We start from the raw sequence: 14932 nt of genomic DNA, 5'->3' as shown, positions 1-14932 counted from the left end.
AAGTTTTAAAAACTCGTTTTATTTTGCTTTTGAAGCTTCAGGTTTTGCAGTTTTTGCTTTTTTCTCTCCTTTTGCTTTTTTATGAGCTTTTTTATCGTGTTTTTCTGTTTTCACTTCTTTGGATTTTGCTGGAGCTGGCGCTGTTTGTGCATTTACCATTGCAAAAGTTCCCAAAACTGCTACTGCTAAAATTGCTAATTTTTTCATGACTTTTAAATTTTTAGATTTAGTATTTCATTATTTATAAGTCAAAATTACAATCAGCAGATTAAGACAAAATGAAGAAAAAGTCTTACAAAAAAGTTTAACTTTTAATTGTGTTTTTGGAACCATAATTTAAAAGAAGAACCCTCATTTAATACAGATTCTACAGTGATTTCTATATGATGAAAAGTGGCAATACTTTTTGCAATTGCAAGGCCTAACCCCTGCCCTTCCAGATCTGAACTAATTCGTGCAAAACGACTGAATATTTTATCCAATTGCGACTCGTCCATTCCGATACCAGAATCTTTTACTGAAATAAAATAGCGGTTATCAGCAAAACCATCTTCGACCAGAATTTTTCCCTTTGGCTTATTGTATTTTATGGCATTGGTCACGAGGTTATAGATTAGAATATGAGTTAAAGTTTTGTTTCCAGTAAAAACAAAGCTATTTTTCATTTTATTTTCAAATTGAATACCTCTATCCTCAATACGATCTTGGAGATCTTCATACAAATCTGAAACAATTTCGCAAAGGTTAATTTGTTCATTCGCTTCGTATTGATTATTATCTATTCTGGAAATCAGCAGTAAATTATTAATGATTTTTTTGAGCATGTCAAGCGTCTTTAAAGAACCTGCTATTTTATCCATTGCATTATCATCCAAAGATTCATTCTGCAATAAGTTTTCAAGCTTATTTTTAAGAAGTGCAATTGGCGTTAGAAGCTCATGAGATACATTCGAAATAAATTGTTTTTCTTTTTTAAAAACTTCGGCAATTCGATCCATCATTTGGTTCAAAACAAAGTCTAGTTCTCTAAAATCTCTTGAAACTGCTTTTATGGGAGTGCGATCAAATGCTTCTGGTTCGTTAACACGCCTTATTTTTGTATCAATAATTTTATAAAATGGTTTTAAAAGATATTCAATATAAAAAGTATCGGCCAAAAAGGTAATCAAGAGAATCACACCGAAAACGATAATAATAAAAAATTTGATTACGAATGTTAAATCTTTGACCTCGCTCAAACTGCTGCCAATTTCAAGCTGATAATCTTCTCCTTGGTAAGTAAAATGATGTTCCAGAATTCGATATTCGTTTTCTTCGCCTTCAATTTTTCGGTATTCATTACTAAAAGTTGTCTTTTTCTGACGCGGCTTTATTGGAACTCGCGACAGCACTAGAAACTCGCTGTGAAGTGTCGTAAAGTCAGAAAAAGTCTCATTCTTGTCATCTGGATTCTCAATAAAATCATTTATTTCTTCTTGATTCAGATGTTCGATGAATTTTTTCTTCTTCTCCATCAGCGTGGTATTAATATGATGATACACCACATTTTCTACCAAAATAGGGAGCATTAGCCATACAATCAAAATAACCAGCAATCTGGTCAAGGCATTAAAAATGGCTAATTGATGTTTTATTTTCACAAGAACAGATTTATTCGTTTATACGATAACCTACATTTCGAACCGTTTCAAACCAATCTATAGCAGTATGCTTGTCTAGTTTTTTTCGGAGATTACGAACATGTACATCAATAAAATTAGAATCTGAATTTACTTCCAGTATGTCTCCCCAAATATGTTCTGTGAGTTGTAATCTTGTTATAACGCGGTTTTTATTCAAAACTAAATATTGAAAAATATCAAATTCTTTTTTAGTAAGATTTAAAGGAAGTTCATTAAAACTTACTTTATAATCCTGAAGCTGCAGTAAAAAACCATGAATGCTTAAATTGTTCAACGTAAAACCATGAATCCGACGAATTACAGCAAATATTCTGGCTGCCAATTCTGTCAAAGCAAAAGGTTTTGTCAAGTAATCATCGGCTCCTAAATGCAGCCCATTAATTCTGTCGTTTAATTCTCCGCGGGCAGTGAGCACAATTACCGCAATTTTTGATTTTGTTTTTCGAATACTCTGCAAAACATCAAAACCGTCGCCATCAGGCAAACCAAGATCTAGCAGCATAACATCATAATCATTGCTTCCCAATTCTTCTAAAGCATTTGCACAGCTATTTGCAATTTTACAAATATAACCTGCATTGCATAAAAAATCTGAAACTTCTAGGGCAAGTTCTTTATTATCTTCAACAATTAAAACATTCATAAACAAAGGCTTTTAAGCGCAACTAAAATTAGTTAATTATCAAAAATGCAGTCGCAAATTATTAAAATTTTAACGAATGTAAAAAGCCGATGAATTTCTCCATCGGCTTTCTTCAATCGCATTCTCATAATCATTATTCCTGTTTTGCCTTCGTTACAATGCTTCGAAAACAAAACGAGAGCAATTATTATTTTTTCATTTTTGCAGTTTCTGATTTTGATCCTTCAGTTTTTGGAGCTTTACTTTTTACTGATTTTGTTTTTTTATCAGCTTTGTGTTTAGAATTTTTGGTTGCTTTTACTTCTTTTGCCGGAGCTTCTTTTCCGTCTTTTGCAGGAAATGCGTGAACCATTGCACTTGTTCCTAAAACTGCTACTAGTAACATTAATAAATTTCTCATGATTTCTAAGATTTAAGAATTAATACCTTTTATTTTACAGATCAAAATTACCCTCAGAAAATGAAGCCAAAATGAAGAAATCAGTGAATAAAAAAAATTAACTTGATATTAACGCTTTGTGTTTCTGAACCATATAAGTCATGTAAGTTCATTGAGATTAGCGGAATAATTTAATCGCGCAAAGACGCCAAGCCGCAAAGTTTTATTAATTCTCTTTGCGACTTGGCGCATTTACGAGAACATTCATCATAATAAAAATTAAAATGAACTTATATGACTTATATGGTTCGATAAAATATTCGTTTTCACAATTTAGACGCACTGCGGTCCGCCTCTACATGACTTATATGGTTTAAAAATTTAAACGTACAGCAGTGCGCCTCTACTAAAATGAACTTATATCACTTATATGGTAAAAAAAATGTAGACGCACTACGGTCCGCCTCTACATGACTTATATGGTTTAAAATTTAAATGCACAGCAGTGCGCCTCTACTAAAATGAACTTATATCACTTATATGGTAAAAAAAATGTAGACGCACTACGGTCCGCCTCTACATGACTTATATGGTTTAAAAATTTAAACGCACAGCAGTGCGCCTCTACTAAAATGAACTTATATCACTTATATGGTAAAAAAAATTTTTTTAGTTATTTTTTGAGCCTCAATTGTTTATTTTTACAGACTAAATTTTTTAATATGTCAACTCAAAAACGTCTTTTTCTTTTAGATGCTTATGCACTAATATTCCGTGGTTATTATGCTTTTATTAAAAACCCGAGAATCAACTCAAAAGGAATGGATACATCTGCAATTATGGGTTTTATGAACTCACTTTTGGATGTTATTAAAAGAGAAAAACCAGATCATTTGGCAGTTGCTTTCGACAAAGAAGGAAGCCACGCAAGAACAGAAATGTATTCTGATTATAAAGCCAATCGTGACGAAACTCCAGAAGCGATCAAAATTGCGGTTCCCTATATTCAAGAATTATTAAGAGCGATGCATATTCCGATTATTGAACTTGCTGGCTGCGAGGCCGATGACTTAATTGGAACTATAGCAAAACAGGCAGAAAAACAAAACTACAAAGTCTACATGGTAACCCCAGATAAGGATTTTGCACAGTTGGTTTCTGAAAACATCTTTATGTACAAACCTGCGCGTATGGGCAACGGAATCGAAATTTGGGGCGTTCCAGAAGTCTTGGCAAAATTTGAAGTCGAAAGACCAGAACAGGTAATTGATTTTCTTGGTATGATGGGCGATGCTGTAGACAATATTCCAGGATTGCCGGGAGTTGGAGAAGTTACCGCTAAAAAATTCCTGAAAGAATTTGGTTCAATGGAAAACCTTTTGGCTAATACCGATAAGCTAAAAGGTAAAATGAAGGAAAACATTGAAGCCAATAAAGAAAAAGGCATTTTATCTAAAAAACTGGCAGCTATCATGTGTGATTGTGATGTTACTTTTAATGAAGAAGATTACGAACTTTCACGCCCAGACATCGAAAAAACAGATGCAATTTTTCAAGAATTAGAATTTAGAAGAATGGCTGAACAGTTTGATAATTTATTTAAAGTTGGAGGCAGCAACGAACTAGCCGGCACTCCACCTTCTGATCCTAAACTATACAAGAAACAGCAGCCAAAAAACGAAGATCAATTTGATCTTTTCGGAGGCGGAGGAACAACTCTTGACGAAAGTGCCGAAGCGGCAAGAAATTCGTTTTACAATACTTTAGAAAACACAGAACATTCGTACCAGACTATTCAAGGCGATTTAGGAATTAAATTGCTTTTGCAAAATTTACAAAAACAGCCGTCAGTTTGTTTTGATACCGAAACAACAGGAATTGATGCCCTGCATGCAGAATTGGTCGGAATGTCTTTTTCTTACGAAAAAGGAAAAGCATTTTACGTTCCTTTTCCAGAAAATCAGGAAGAAGCAAAAGCTTTAGTTGAAAAATTTGTTCCATTTTTTGAAAATGAAAATATTGAGAAAATTGGACAAAATTTAAAATACGACTTAAAAATCCTTTCTAATTATGGCGTTACCGTAAAAGGAAAACTTTTTGATACGATGATCGCACATTATCTGATTAACCCAGATATGCGTCATAATATGGATATTTTGGCAGAAACCTATTTAAAATATTCACCAAAATCTATCGAAACTTTAATTGGTAAAAAAGGAAAAAATCAGCTTTCTATGCGTGATGTCCCTCTAGAAGATATTAAAGAATATGCTGCAGAAGACGCTGATATTACGTTACAATTAAAAGAAATCTTTACAACAGAATTAGATAAAACCGAAACTAAAAAGCTTTTTGATGAAATCGAAATTCCTTTAGTAAGCGTTTTGGCCGATATGGAAACGGAAGGAATTCGTTTGGATGTGGAGTTCTTAAAAGCAATGTCTGGCGAAATGGACGTTGAAATTAAATCTTTGGAACAAAAAATCTACGAAACTGCTGGAGAAACTTTCAATCTGGCTTCTCCAAAACAATTAGGAGATATTTTATTTGACAAACTAAAAATAGGCGGTGCCAAACAAAAGAAAACCAAAACGGGGCAATATGCAACTGGCGAAGAAGTTTTGACTTATTTAGCAAACGAAAACCCAATTGTAAAAGATATTTTAGATTGGCGACAAATGGTAAAGCTTCAAAGCACTTATATTTTGGCTTTACCAGAACAGGTTGACAAAAAGACTTTACGTGTTCATACCGATTATATGCAGACTGTTGCCGCAACGGGACGTTTGAGTTCTAATAATCCCAACTTGCAGAATATTCCGATTCGTACCGAAAGAGGACGTCAGATTCGTAAAGCTTTTGTGGCGCGCGATGAAAACCACACTTTAATCTCTGCCGATTATTCGCAGATTGAACTTAGAATTATTGCCGCTTTAAGCGGAGAAGAAAATATGATTGCCGCTTTCCAAAATGGAGAAGACATTCACAGAGCAACTGCTGCAAAAGTTTTTGATGTTGCGTTGGAAGAAGTATCGCGCGAACAAAGAAGCAACGCCAAAACAGTAAACTTCGGAATTATATATGGTGTTTCCGCTTTTGGTTTGAGTAACCAGACTTCACTTTCAAGAAGCGAAAGTGCTGCTTTGATCGACGCTTATTACAAAACGTATCCAAGATTGCGTTCTTATATTAATGAACAAGTTGAATTTGCACGCGAAAACGGTTATGTTCAAACGATTTTAGGTCGTCGTCGTTATCTTAAAGACATCAACTCTGCAAACGCTGTTGTTAGAGGCGCCGCCGAACGAAATGCGGTAAACGCCCCAATTCAGGGAAGTGCTGCCGACGTGATTAAAATTGCGATGATCAACATTCATAAAAAATTAAAAGAAGAAAACTGGAAATCAAGAATGCTGCTTCAGGTTCATGATGAGCTTGTGTTCGATGTTCACAACGATGAAATCGAAAAAATCCAGCCGATGATTAAACACGAAATGGAAAATGCTTTTAAAATGTCTGTTCCTTTGGAAGTTGAACTTGGTTTAGGAAAGGATTGGTTAGAAGCGCATTGATAATTTTAGATTTCAGATTGTTGATTTTAGATTGTTGATTTTAGATTGTTGATTTTAGATTTTGAATTCGACTTATATGACAGACGATTTTAAGCCTCCTATTAAAACCCGAACAACAAAAGAATTACTAGCAATAACTGGTGCTCCAAAAAAATGGAATGAGCGCGCATATCAACTAGCAGTCGCTGAGCTTTATAGTCGGAAAGTCGATTTTAAATTAATAGACCAAGCTAAATATATAGAAAAGAAAAAGGAAAATTTTGAGGCACTAAAAAGAGCCAAAGAAAGTTACAGCATTTCTGACTTTGTATTCAATTTAGGAGGAACACTTATTGAACTTATATTCTCTTGGAATTTAGAAGAAGAGGGATATCTTCGTAAAGCTGAACAGCAAAAGAAATTTAGAATAGTATTATTTTTTCTAATTGCATCTGTCTTACTTCTCATTTAAATAAAAAGAAAACCATTCGCCGCGGCGAATGGTTTTCTTTTTATTTCTTTCTCGTAGACTCTCTTTCTTTCAGTTTCGTCTTAATTACGATGGTTTCGTATTCTGAAACCGTTCCTTCCGGTTCTTCTAATCTTTCGATTAATCTTTTTGCAGCCACTTCTCCAATTTCAACACCGTGCTGACTAACTGTTGTCAAACTCGGCGATAAACGTCTTGATGCTAGAATTCCGTCTGCAAAACCAATAATTGAAATATCTTCTGGAACTCTGTATCCTTTTTTCAAACTTACTCTTAAAGCTGCAACAGAATCATTTTCATCTAAAGCAAAAATTCCGTCTACTTTTTGATCCAATATTCCTTCGATTTTGCTTTTCATATCTTCTTCTGAATCGGTACGAAGAATTATTTTTTCGTTAATTGGAATATTGTTGTCTTTTAAGGCTTTTAAATAACCATCAGCTCTTAATTTCCCGATACTTAAATTATCAACTGAAGAAATCAAGGCAATATTTTTGCATCCTAAATCGATTAAATGCTGTGTCGAATTTAAAGCCGAATCAAAATCATCTACTACCACTTTATCACATTCAACTTCATCAGCAATTCGGTCGAACATCACAATTGGCGTTCCATCATTAATGATTTCAGAGAAATGATTGTAATCTTGAAGTTTTTGTGCTTCTTCAGAAACCGAAAGGATAAATCCGTCAATCGTTCCATTACTTAGCATTTCAAGCGTATGAATTTCTTTTTCTAAAGATTCATTAGAAATACAGGTGATTACATTATATCCCTTTTTGTCGGCCACTTTCTCAATACCGCTAAAAACTTTCGCAAAGAAAGAATTTAGAATATTCGGAATAATTACCCCGATGGTTTTGGTTTTACGATTTTTTAAATTTAAACCAATAACATTAGGCTTGTAATTTTTGAGTTTGGCATACTCCTTAATCTTCACTTTCGTTTGCTCACTAATTTCCGGGCTGTCATTTAACGCCTTAGAAACTGTCGATACAGAGACACCAAGTTCTTTTGCAATTTGTTTGAGAGTTGCTTTAGCTTTCATTTAAAAATAGTTTTTAACGTAATTGATACAAATATAGTAGAATTACCGAAAATAAAATAAAAAACAAGCAGTTCATCTTCAAAACACTGAAATTTTTTTAAAAGAAAAACAATAAATGTTAAAGTTTAAAACCGTATCTCTAAAAATTTCGTTAATAAGTAAAGACCAATGTTATTAACCTTATTAAAAAACCTTTAATTATGAAAAACGAAGTTAAAATTCATGAAGTTGATCCTTCATTGAATAGCAGAAGGAGCTTTCTTAAGCTCAGTGGGTTAACATTAGCAACCACAGGTTTGATTTTAGCTGGTTGCAGCGACAATGATAATGATGATAACATGGACGACACCTCCTTACCTGGAGTTCGAAATGGTATTTTTGATTTAGGCTCTGGCGATTTTGGAGTTCTTACTTATGCATACGCTCTTGAACAATTAGAAGCTGATTTTTACACTAAGGTTGTAAATTCAAGCAGTTTCAATTCTGTTTTTAGTTCTTTAGAAAGAGAAGTCTTAACAGATTTGTACCACCACGAAGTAGTGCACAGAGATTTCTTTAAAGCCGCTTTGACTGGAGCACTTCCAGATCCAAGCTCTCAATTGCTTCCTTCTTTAGCCTTTAATTATGGCTCTCTAAATTTTAATAGCCGCACAGAAGTACTTGCTACCGCAAAAGCATTAGAAGATACGGGAGTTGCCGCGTACAACGGTGCTGGAAAATTAATTAAAACTGCCGATTATTTATTGTTAGCAGGAAAAATTGTTTCTGTAGAAGCACGCCACGCAGCCGCAATAAGAAGTTTGATCAATCCAAATTCGAAAGATTTTGCTGGAGATGATATTGTAAACATGTCAACAGGTTTAGATGATGCTAAAGATCCGTCTAAAATTCTTCCTATTGCTGCAAATTTTATCACTACAAAATTTACAGCCAAATATTTACCTTAATCTAACCAGCTAAAACTTAGAAATTATGAACATTTTAAAATTTATAGAATCCTTTACTGATGACAATTTAATGAAGAGCACTGGCTCAAGAAGAGATAGTTTTTCTCAGTTTGGGAATATCGGAAAAAATTTAGCTCTAGCTTCAATTCCTTTTGGGCTATCGGCTTTAACCAATAAAGCATTCGCTAAAGACATTACAGCAACTCCCGCTACACCGATTGGAGCACTACAGTTTGCCTTGACACTAGAATACCTTGAAGATGAATTTTATGCTATGGCGTTAGATTCTGGAGTAATTCCAGCATCTGAAAATGGCGGACGCGATTTGAAAGTTTTCCAACAGATTGCTGCACATGAGTCTGATCATGTTAAATTTTTAATTGCAGGTCTGGGTGGTTCGGCAAGTGCGAACTTTGTCCCTAAACCAACCTTTGATTTTACTGTAGGAGGTGCATTTGACCCTTTTGGAGATTATCCGACATTTTTAGCTCTTGCTCAAGCTTTTGAAGACACAGGCGTAAGAGCTTATAAAGGACAGGCTGGAAATCTAATTACGACTCCCGATTTGTTACAAGCTGCACTACAAATCCATTCTGTAGAAGCGCGCCATGCATCTGAAGTGCGAAGACTTCGAGGCTTAAAAGGATGGATTTCAAATAGTGAAAGAGGCGCAGGAATGCCAGCAGCAACACAAGCTGTATATGATGGCGAAGGCGTAACGATGCAAGCAGGTTTTAACACCGCAACCGCATTTGGTGCAGCAGCAGGCTCAGAAGCTTATGATGAACCACTTACAACACAACAGGTGGTAGATATTGCCAATATATTTATTGTATAAGCCATATTTTTTGTATTATTGAACCGTCTTTTTACTTCAAAAGAGACGGTTTTTTTTATGTCCATTTATTTCAAAAACTGAATGCCTGATTTTCAGCCAATAAAATATTCTTTAAGGTATTTGGTTTTAAAATAATTAATTGTACTTTTGCATCCCCTTTATTGGGGATGGAATGTTTAATTAAAATAATATTATGGACGCATTAAGCTACAAAACAGTTTCGGCAAACAAAGGCACTGTAACTAAAGAGTGGATTGTTGTTGACGCTGAAGGTCATAACTTAGGACGTCTTGCATCTAAGGTTGCTATGATCTTAAGAGGTAAGTACAAGCCAAGTTACACACCGCACGTTGACTGTGGAGATAACGTAATTGTTATCAACTCAGAAAAAATTAACCTTACAGGTACAAAATTGAATGACAAAATTTACATGCGTCATACAGGTTACCCAGGAGGACAAAGAACTTTAACTGCTAAAGTATTGCAAGCTAAAAACCCTGCATTATTAGTAGAAAAAGCGGTAAAAGGTATGTTACCTAAAAACAAATTAGGAGCAGAACTTTTCAGAAATCTAAATGTTGTTGTAGGAGCTGAGCACACTCACGGAGCTCAAAAACCTAGAACTGTTAACCTAAATGATCTTAAGTAATGGGAGTTATTCACAAAATCGGTAGAAGAAAAACCGCTGTTGCACGTGTATACGTTTCTGAAGGAACTGGAAACATCACTGTAAACAAAAAAGAATTCGCAACTTACTTTCCAACTGCAACTTTACAGTACAAAGTTTTACAACCGCTTTCTATGACAGAAAACGCTAGTAACTTTGACGTAAAAGTAAACGTTTACGGAGGTGGTACAACTGGTCAGGCAGAAGCTGTAAGAATGGCATTAGCACGCGTAATGTGTGAAGTTAACGCTGAAAACAGAGCTATCCTTAAACCAGAAGGTTTATTAACAAGAGACCCAAGAATGGTTGAACGTAAGAAATTCGGTCAGAAGAAAGCTCGTAAGAGATTCCAGTTCTCTAAACGTTAATATTACCTGTCTTGTTCGGATGGGACAAGACATTATCAATTATTTATTGAAATTAAAAAACACAGTTATTGTTGCTCTCCTATCGAGGTAGGATATAGTTTAGCATCTAAATGTATAAAGCCAGAGAAATCGCCATTTATACATTGCTAATCAACAGAACGTAAACTAGTACAAAAATGGCAAACAAAATAGAAGTAAAAGAATTACTAGAAGCAGGTGTTCACTTCGGACACATGACTAGAAAATGGGATCCAAACATGGCTCCTTACATTTATATGGAGCGCAATGGTATTCACATTATCAATCTATATAAAACTGCAGCTAAAATTGAAGAAGCTAATGAAGCTTTGAAAAAAATCGCTGCATCAGGTAGAAAAATTTTATTCGTAGCTACCAAAAAACAAGCAAAAGACATCGTTGCTGATAAAGCAAAAGCAGCAAACATGCCTTACATCACTGAAAGATGGCCAGGTGGAATGCTAACTAACTTCGTAACAATCAGAAAGGCAGTTAAAAAAATGTCTTCTATCGATAAAATGAAGAAAGATGGTACTTTCAACACACTTTCTAAGAAAGAGCGTTTACAAGTTGATCGTCTACGTGCTAAATTAGAGAAAAACTTAGGTTCAATTGCTGATATGTCTAGACTACCTGCAGCATTGTTCGTAGTAGATATCAAAGCTGAACACATCGCAATAAAAGAAGCTCAAAAATTAAACATTCCAGTTTTCGCAATGGTTGATACGAATTCTGACCCAAGAGAGGTTGATTACGTGATTCCTGCAAATGATGACGCTTCTAAATCAATTGACAAAATTTTATCTTTAGTAACTACTGCTGTAATCGAAGGTCTTTCTGACAGAGGTGCAGAAAAAGAAGTTGAAGCTGCTGAAGAAGCTCCTGCTGTTGAGGCTGAAGCTGCTCCTGCAACTGAAGAATAAATCAAATTTTAAATTCCAAATTTTAAATTCCAAATTCCAAATACAAAATTAAAAACGTTATGTTGATAATTTAATAAAATTGGAGTTTGGGATTTAGAAGATGGAATTTTTACTTTTAACATTAAAACTCAAAATATTATGGCAACAATTACTGCTGCAGACGTAAATAAATTAAGACAATCTACAGGTGCCGGAATGATGGACTGTAAAAAAGCTTTAGTTGAAGCTGAAGGAGATTTCGATAAAGCTATACAAATCCTTAGAGAAAAAGGACAAAAAGTTGCTGCTAACCGTTCTGACCGTGAGTCTTCTGAAGGAGCTGCTGTTTCTTTTATCAATGCTGACAACACTAAAGGAGCTATCATCACTTTGAACTGCGAAACTGACTTCGTAGGTAAAAATGAAGCTTTCGTAACTTTAGCTAAAGATTTAGTTGAAAAAGCGATCAACTTCTCTACTAAAGAAGAATTTTTAGCTTCTGATTTCAACGGAATTACTGTTGCTGAAAAATTAATCGAGCAAACTGGTGTTATCGGTGAGAAAATCGAAATCGGTGGTTTCGAAATTTTAGAAGGTGCTTTCGTTGGATCTTACGTTCACGTTAACAAAATTGCTGCTTTAACAGCTATTTCTGCTAAAGTTGACAACGCTGAGACTTTAACTAAAGACATCTCTATGCAAGTTGCTTCTATGGGAGCTGACACATTATCTTACAAAGATTTTGATCCTGCTTTCGTTGAATCTGAACTTGCTGCTCGTATTGCTGTAATCGAAAAAGATAATGAAGAAGCTGCACGTTTAGGAAAAACTTTAAAAAATGTTCCTAAATACATCTCTTTCTCTCAATTAACTCCAGAAGTTATCAAACAAGCTGAAGAAGATGCTAAAGCTGAATTAAAAGCTGAAGGTAAACCAGAGCAAATTTGGGACAAAATTCTTCCAGGAAAAGTTCAACGTTTCATCTCTGACAACACTACGTTAGATCAAGAAAAAGCGTTATTGGATCAAAACTTCATCAAAGATGATAGTAAAAAAGTAGGTGATTACGTTAAAGGATACAACGTTGAAATCACTGGTTTCAAAAGAGTTACTTTAGGTTAATATATTATTTTTTCAATATTAAAAAGCCCGAATATTTAATTATTCGGGCTTTTTTATTTTGCTACTAACTTTCAACTGGAAAATTTCGGGCTCTCATCAGCGCATCTGACTGTGGAGCATGTCCTCTGAAATTCTCGTACATTGTTTCATTATCGATCGTGTTTCCAACGCTTAAAACAGTATCATAAAGATGTTTAGAAATCACTTTATCAAAAGGTCCGTTTGCTTCTAAAAAAGCTTCGTAAGCATCTGCATTGATTACATCTGCCCATAAATAACTATAATATCCTGCCGCATATCCGTCACTAGAGAATATATGTGCAAATTGCGGAATTCTGTGTCGCATTACAATTTCAGTCGGCATATTAATTTCTGCCAAAACCTTTTTCTCAAAATTATGAGGGTCAATTGTCTCGGTTGTAAGATGCAGTTTCATATCAACAAACGAACTTGAAATTGTTTCTACAGTTGCAAACCCTTCGTTAAAATTCGCTGCTTTTCCAATTCTTTCTACCAATGATTGAGACAAAGGTTCGTTTGTTTTGTAATGAAGTGCAAATCTATTTAACACTTCTGGAGTAGCTAACCAATGTTCTAATAACTGCGATGGAAACTCCACGTAATCTCTTGCTACCGAAGTTCCCGAAAGACTTGGATAAGTCACATTCGAACACAAACCGTGTAAAGCATGACCAAATTCATGAAACAAAGTCGTCGCATCATCCCACGAAATAAGAGTTGGCTCATCACTATTTCCTTTTATAAAATTGCAGTTGTTTGACACAATTGGAAGTGTTTTTCCATTTATTTTCTGCTGATCGCGATGCGAATTCATCCACGCTCCAGAACGTTTTCCGATACGAGCATATGGATCAAAATACCATAATCCTATCGGTTCTCCTGTATTTTTGTTATTCACTTCCCAAACGCGTACATCTTCGTGATAAATCGGAACATCAAATAATTGTTTGAATCCTAAATCAAACAATTCTCCTGCTGTCCAGAACATCGATTCACGAAGATTCTCCAGCTGTAAATATTGTTTGATTTCGTTTTGATCTAGATCATATTTTTCTTTACGCACTTTTTCGGCATAAAAACGATAATCCCAAGGCTGAATTTTAAAGTTCCCTCCTTCTCTATCGACCATTTGCTGCATGGCTGCAACATCATTTTTTACTTTATCGACAGCTGGTTTCCAAACAGAATGCATTAAATCTAAAGTTTTCTGCGGATCTTTAGCCATTTTGTCTGACAAACTCCATTCTGCGAAGTTGTTAAAGCCTAAAATCTTCGCTTTTTCAGCTCTTAATTTCAAAATCGACACGAGAGTTTCATTGGTATCGTTTTCGTTCTTATTATCACCTCTTTTTATAAAGATGTCAAAAGCTTTTTCTCTTAAATTTCTTTGGTTAGAAAAAGTCAAAAACGGTTCGATTGAAGATCTTGTATTTCCGATACAGCCCAAAATGTTCAATTTTCTTTCTTTTGCTTCGGCAATTGCGGCATTTTTAAACTCTTCTGGCAAACCATCAAAATCAGTTTCAGTTTTTAATTCCAAATACTGATCATTTTCTTCTGCTAATAATTTTTGGCTGAACAAGGTAAAAAGCCCTGCTAATTCCTGATTAATCTTGGCAATTTTAGATTTATCTTCTTTATTTAACTTAGCTCCTTCTTTCACAAAATCAGAATAATAAACCCAAAGTAAACGCTTTTGTTCGTTGTTTAAATTTTTATTTTCCGATTTATACAAAACATCAATTCTCTCGAAAAGTTTTTCATTTTGATATAATTTATCGCTGATTTCAGCCAGTTTTGGAGACATTTCGGTGTCAACAACATTAAACTCTGGACTGCTTAAATTTGAACGGTAGATTCCATAAACCGCATAAATTTTATTCAGTTTTTCTCCCGAAAGCTCCAATGCAGTTATTGTATTTTCGAATGTCGGGTTTTCTGGATTATTTGCAACTGCGTCGATTTCATCCAATTTTTCCTGAATAGCAATTTCTATTGCTGGTTTAAAATCTGAAATTTTATATTTTGCAAAATCCGGAACGCCTCCGTATGGCCCTGACCATTCTTGAAGCAACGGATTTTCTAAGTTTACCTGTTCTTTCATAATAAATATTGTTAATTATAGTGCCTGAAATTTTAGCTGAAAATATTCCAGAAGAATTCCAAAATTAACCAAACCAAATCAAACTTCAAATCTCGGCAGATTATAAAACCGATCCGTTTCTAAGATTTCACAGAAATAGTTTAATTTTGAAA

Annotated in this window: 14 protein-coding genes; 8 read left to right on the top strand and 6 right to left on the bottom strand. The window is 34.6% G+C overall.

Annotated features, from left to right (window positions below; all coding sequences use genetic code 11):
- Positions 1-18 precede the first annotated feature (18 nt).
- From EG814_RS12385 to EG814_RS12370, 4 genes are all read right to left on the bottom strand, one after another.
- A complete protein-coding gene (locus EG814_RS12385; RefSeq protein WP_125722256.1) occupies positions 19-207 on the bottom strand; it encodes a hypothetical protein in 189 nt (62 codons plus the stop codon).
- Positions 208-311: 104 nt separating this feature from the next.
- The gene (locus tag EG814_RS12380; protein ID WP_235830969.1) at positions 312-1640 is read right to left on the bottom strand and encodes a sensor histidine kinase; all 1329 of its coding nucleotides are present in this window, start codon (positions 1638-1640) and stop codon (positions 312-314) included.
- A gap of 10 nt (positions 1641-1650) precedes the next feature.
- Positions 1651-2325, bottom strand: a complete 675-nt coding sequence (locus tag EG814_RS12375) for a response regulator transcription factor (protein WP_125722255.1) — start codon at positions 2323-2325, stop codon at positions 1651-1653.
- A gap of 187 nt (positions 2326-2512) precedes the next feature.
- The gene (locus EG814_RS12370) at positions 2513-2725 is read right to left on the bottom strand and encodes a hypothetical protein (RefSeq protein ID WP_125722254.1); all 213 of its coding nucleotides are present in this window, start codon (positions 2723-2725) and stop codon (positions 2513-2515) included.
- A 701-nt stretch (positions 2726-3426) separates the two neighbouring features.
- Here EG814_RS12370 and polA point away from each other — a divergent pair.
- Entirely contained in the window at positions 3427-6276 is a 2850-nt protein-coding gene (gene polA / locus EG814_RS12365; RefSeq protein ID WP_125722253.1) for a DNA polymerase I, read from the top strand.
- A gap of 76 nt (positions 6277-6352) precedes the next feature.
- Positions 6353-6727: a hypothetical protein gene (locus tag EG814_RS12360; RefSeq protein ID WP_125722252.1), complete on the top strand. Its 375-nt coding sequence runs from the start codon at positions 6353-6355 to the stop codon at positions 6725-6727.
- 40 nt (positions 6728-6767) lie between these two features.
- On the opposite strand, the gene EG814_RS12355 is transcribed toward EG814_RS12360, so the two are convergent.
- A complete protein-coding gene (locus EG814_RS12355; protein WP_125722251.1) occupies positions 6768-7793 on the bottom strand; it encodes a LacI family DNA-binding transcriptional regulator in 1026 nt (341 codons plus the stop codon).
- 200 nt (positions 7794-7993) lie between these two features.
- On the opposite strand from EG814_RS12355, the gene EG814_RS12350 reads away from it, so the two are divergent.
- The 6 genes from EG814_RS12350 (at position 7994) to tsf (ending at position 12655) form a co-directional block, all read left to right on the top strand.
- Complete coding sequence (locus EG814_RS12350; RefSeq protein WP_125722250.1) at positions 7994-8740, top strand: ferritin-like domain-containing protein; 747 nt, start codon at positions 7994-7996, stop codon at positions 8738-8740.
- A 25-nt stretch (positions 8741-8765) separates the two neighbouring features.
- The gene (locus EG814_RS12345; RefSeq protein ID WP_125722249.1) at positions 8766-9578 is read left to right on the top strand and encodes a ferritin-like domain-containing protein; all 813 of its coding nucleotides are present in this window, start codon (positions 8766-8768) and stop codon (positions 9576-9578) included.
- Positions 9579-9771: 193 nt separating this feature from the next.
- On the top strand, positions 9772-10227 hold the full coding sequence (gene rplM, locus EG814_RS12340; protein ID WP_125722248.1) for a 50S ribosomal protein L13: 456 nt from the start codon (positions 9772-9774) through the stop codon (positions 10225-10227).
- The gene (gene rpsI, locus EG814_RS12335) at positions 10227-10613 is read left to right on the top strand and encodes a 30S ribosomal protein S9 (RefSeq protein WP_008466792.1); all 387 of its coding nucleotides are present in this window, start codon (positions 10227-10229) and stop codon (positions 10611-10613) included. The genes rplM and rpsI overlap by 1 nt, the downstream gene beginning before the upstream one ends.
- Before the next feature lie 176 nt (positions 10614-10789).
- Positions 10790-11554, top strand: a complete 765-nt coding sequence (gene rpsB, locus EG814_RS12330; RefSeq protein WP_095927954.1) for a 30S ribosomal protein S2 — start codon at positions 10790-10792, stop codon at positions 11552-11554.
- 138 nt (positions 11555-11692) lie between these two features.
- Positions 11693-12655 (top strand): translation elongation factor Ts, encoded by a 963-nt coding sequence (gene tsf, locus EG814_RS12325; RefSeq protein WP_125722247.1) that lies wholly within the window; start codon positions 11693-11695, stop codon positions 12653-12655.
- Positions 12656-12719: 64 nt separating this feature from the next.
- Here the strand turns inward: tsf and EG814_RS12320 are convergent, their stop codons facing one another.
- Positions 12720-14780: a M3 family metallopeptidase gene (locus EG814_RS12320; RefSeq protein WP_125722246.1), complete on the bottom strand. Its 2061-nt coding sequence runs from the start codon at positions 14778-14780 to the stop codon at positions 12720-12722.
- Positions 14781-14932 lie beyond the last annotated feature (152 nt).

Source organism: Flavobacterium ustbae (genome assembly GCF_003946915.1).
Taxonomy (GTDB): Bacteria; Bacteroidota; Bacteroidia; order Flavobacteriales; family Flavobacteriaceae; genus Flavobacterium; species Flavobacterium ustbae.
This window is presented reverse-complemented; position numbering and strand designations above follow the sequence as displayed.

Bases quoted from the DNA above. Each gene is read 5' to 3' on its own strand.
- EG814_RS12385 (WP_125722256.1), bottom strand. From the start codon at position 207: ATGAAAAAATTAGCAATTTTAGCAGTAGCAGTTTTGGGAACTTTTGCA.
- EG814_RS12375 (WP_125722255.1), bottom strand. From the start codon at position 2,325: ATGAATGTTTTAATTGTTGAAGATAATAAAGAACTTGCCCTAGAAGTT.
- EG814_RS12370 (WP_125722254.1), bottom strand. From the start codon at position 2,725: ATGAGAAATTTATTAATGTTACTAGTAGCAGTTTTAGGAACAAGTGCA.
- polA (WP_125722253.1), top strand. From the start codon at position 3,427: ATGTCAACTCAAAAACGTCTTTTTCTTTTAGATGCTTATGCACTAATA.
- EG814_RS12360 (WP_125722252.1), top strand. From the start codon at position 6,353: ATGACAGACGATTTTAAGCCTCCTATTAAAACCCGAACAACAAAAGAA.
- EG814_RS12355 (WP_125722251.1), bottom strand. From the start codon at position 7,793: ATGAAAGCTAAAGCAACTCTCAAACAAATTGCAAAAGAACTTGGTGTC.
- EG814_RS12350 (WP_125722250.1), top strand. From the start codon at position 7,994: ATGAAAAACGAAGTTAAAATTCATGAAGTTGATCCTTCATTGAATAGC.
- EG814_RS12345 (WP_125722249.1), top strand. From the start codon at position 8,766: ATGAACATTTTAAAATTTATAGAATCCTTTACTGATGACAATTTAATG.
- rplM (WP_125722248.1), top strand. From the start codon at position 9,772: ATGGACGCATTAAGCTACAAAACAGTTTCGGCAAACAAAGGCACTGTA.
- rpsI (WP_008466792.1), top strand. From the start codon at position 10,227: ATGGGAGTTATTCACAAAATCGGTAGAAGAAAAACCGCTGTTGCACGT.
- rpsB (WP_095927954.1), top strand. From the start codon at position 10,790: ATGGCAAACAAAATAGAAGTAAAAGAATTACTAGAAGCAGGTGTTCAC.
- tsf (WP_125722247.1), top strand. From the start codon at position 11,693: ATGGCAACAATTACTGCTGCAGACGTAAATAAATTAAGACAATCTACA.
- EG814_RS12320 (WP_125722246.1), bottom strand. From the start codon at position 14,780: ATGAAAGAACAGGTAAACTTAGAAAATCCGTTGCTTCAAGAATGGTCA.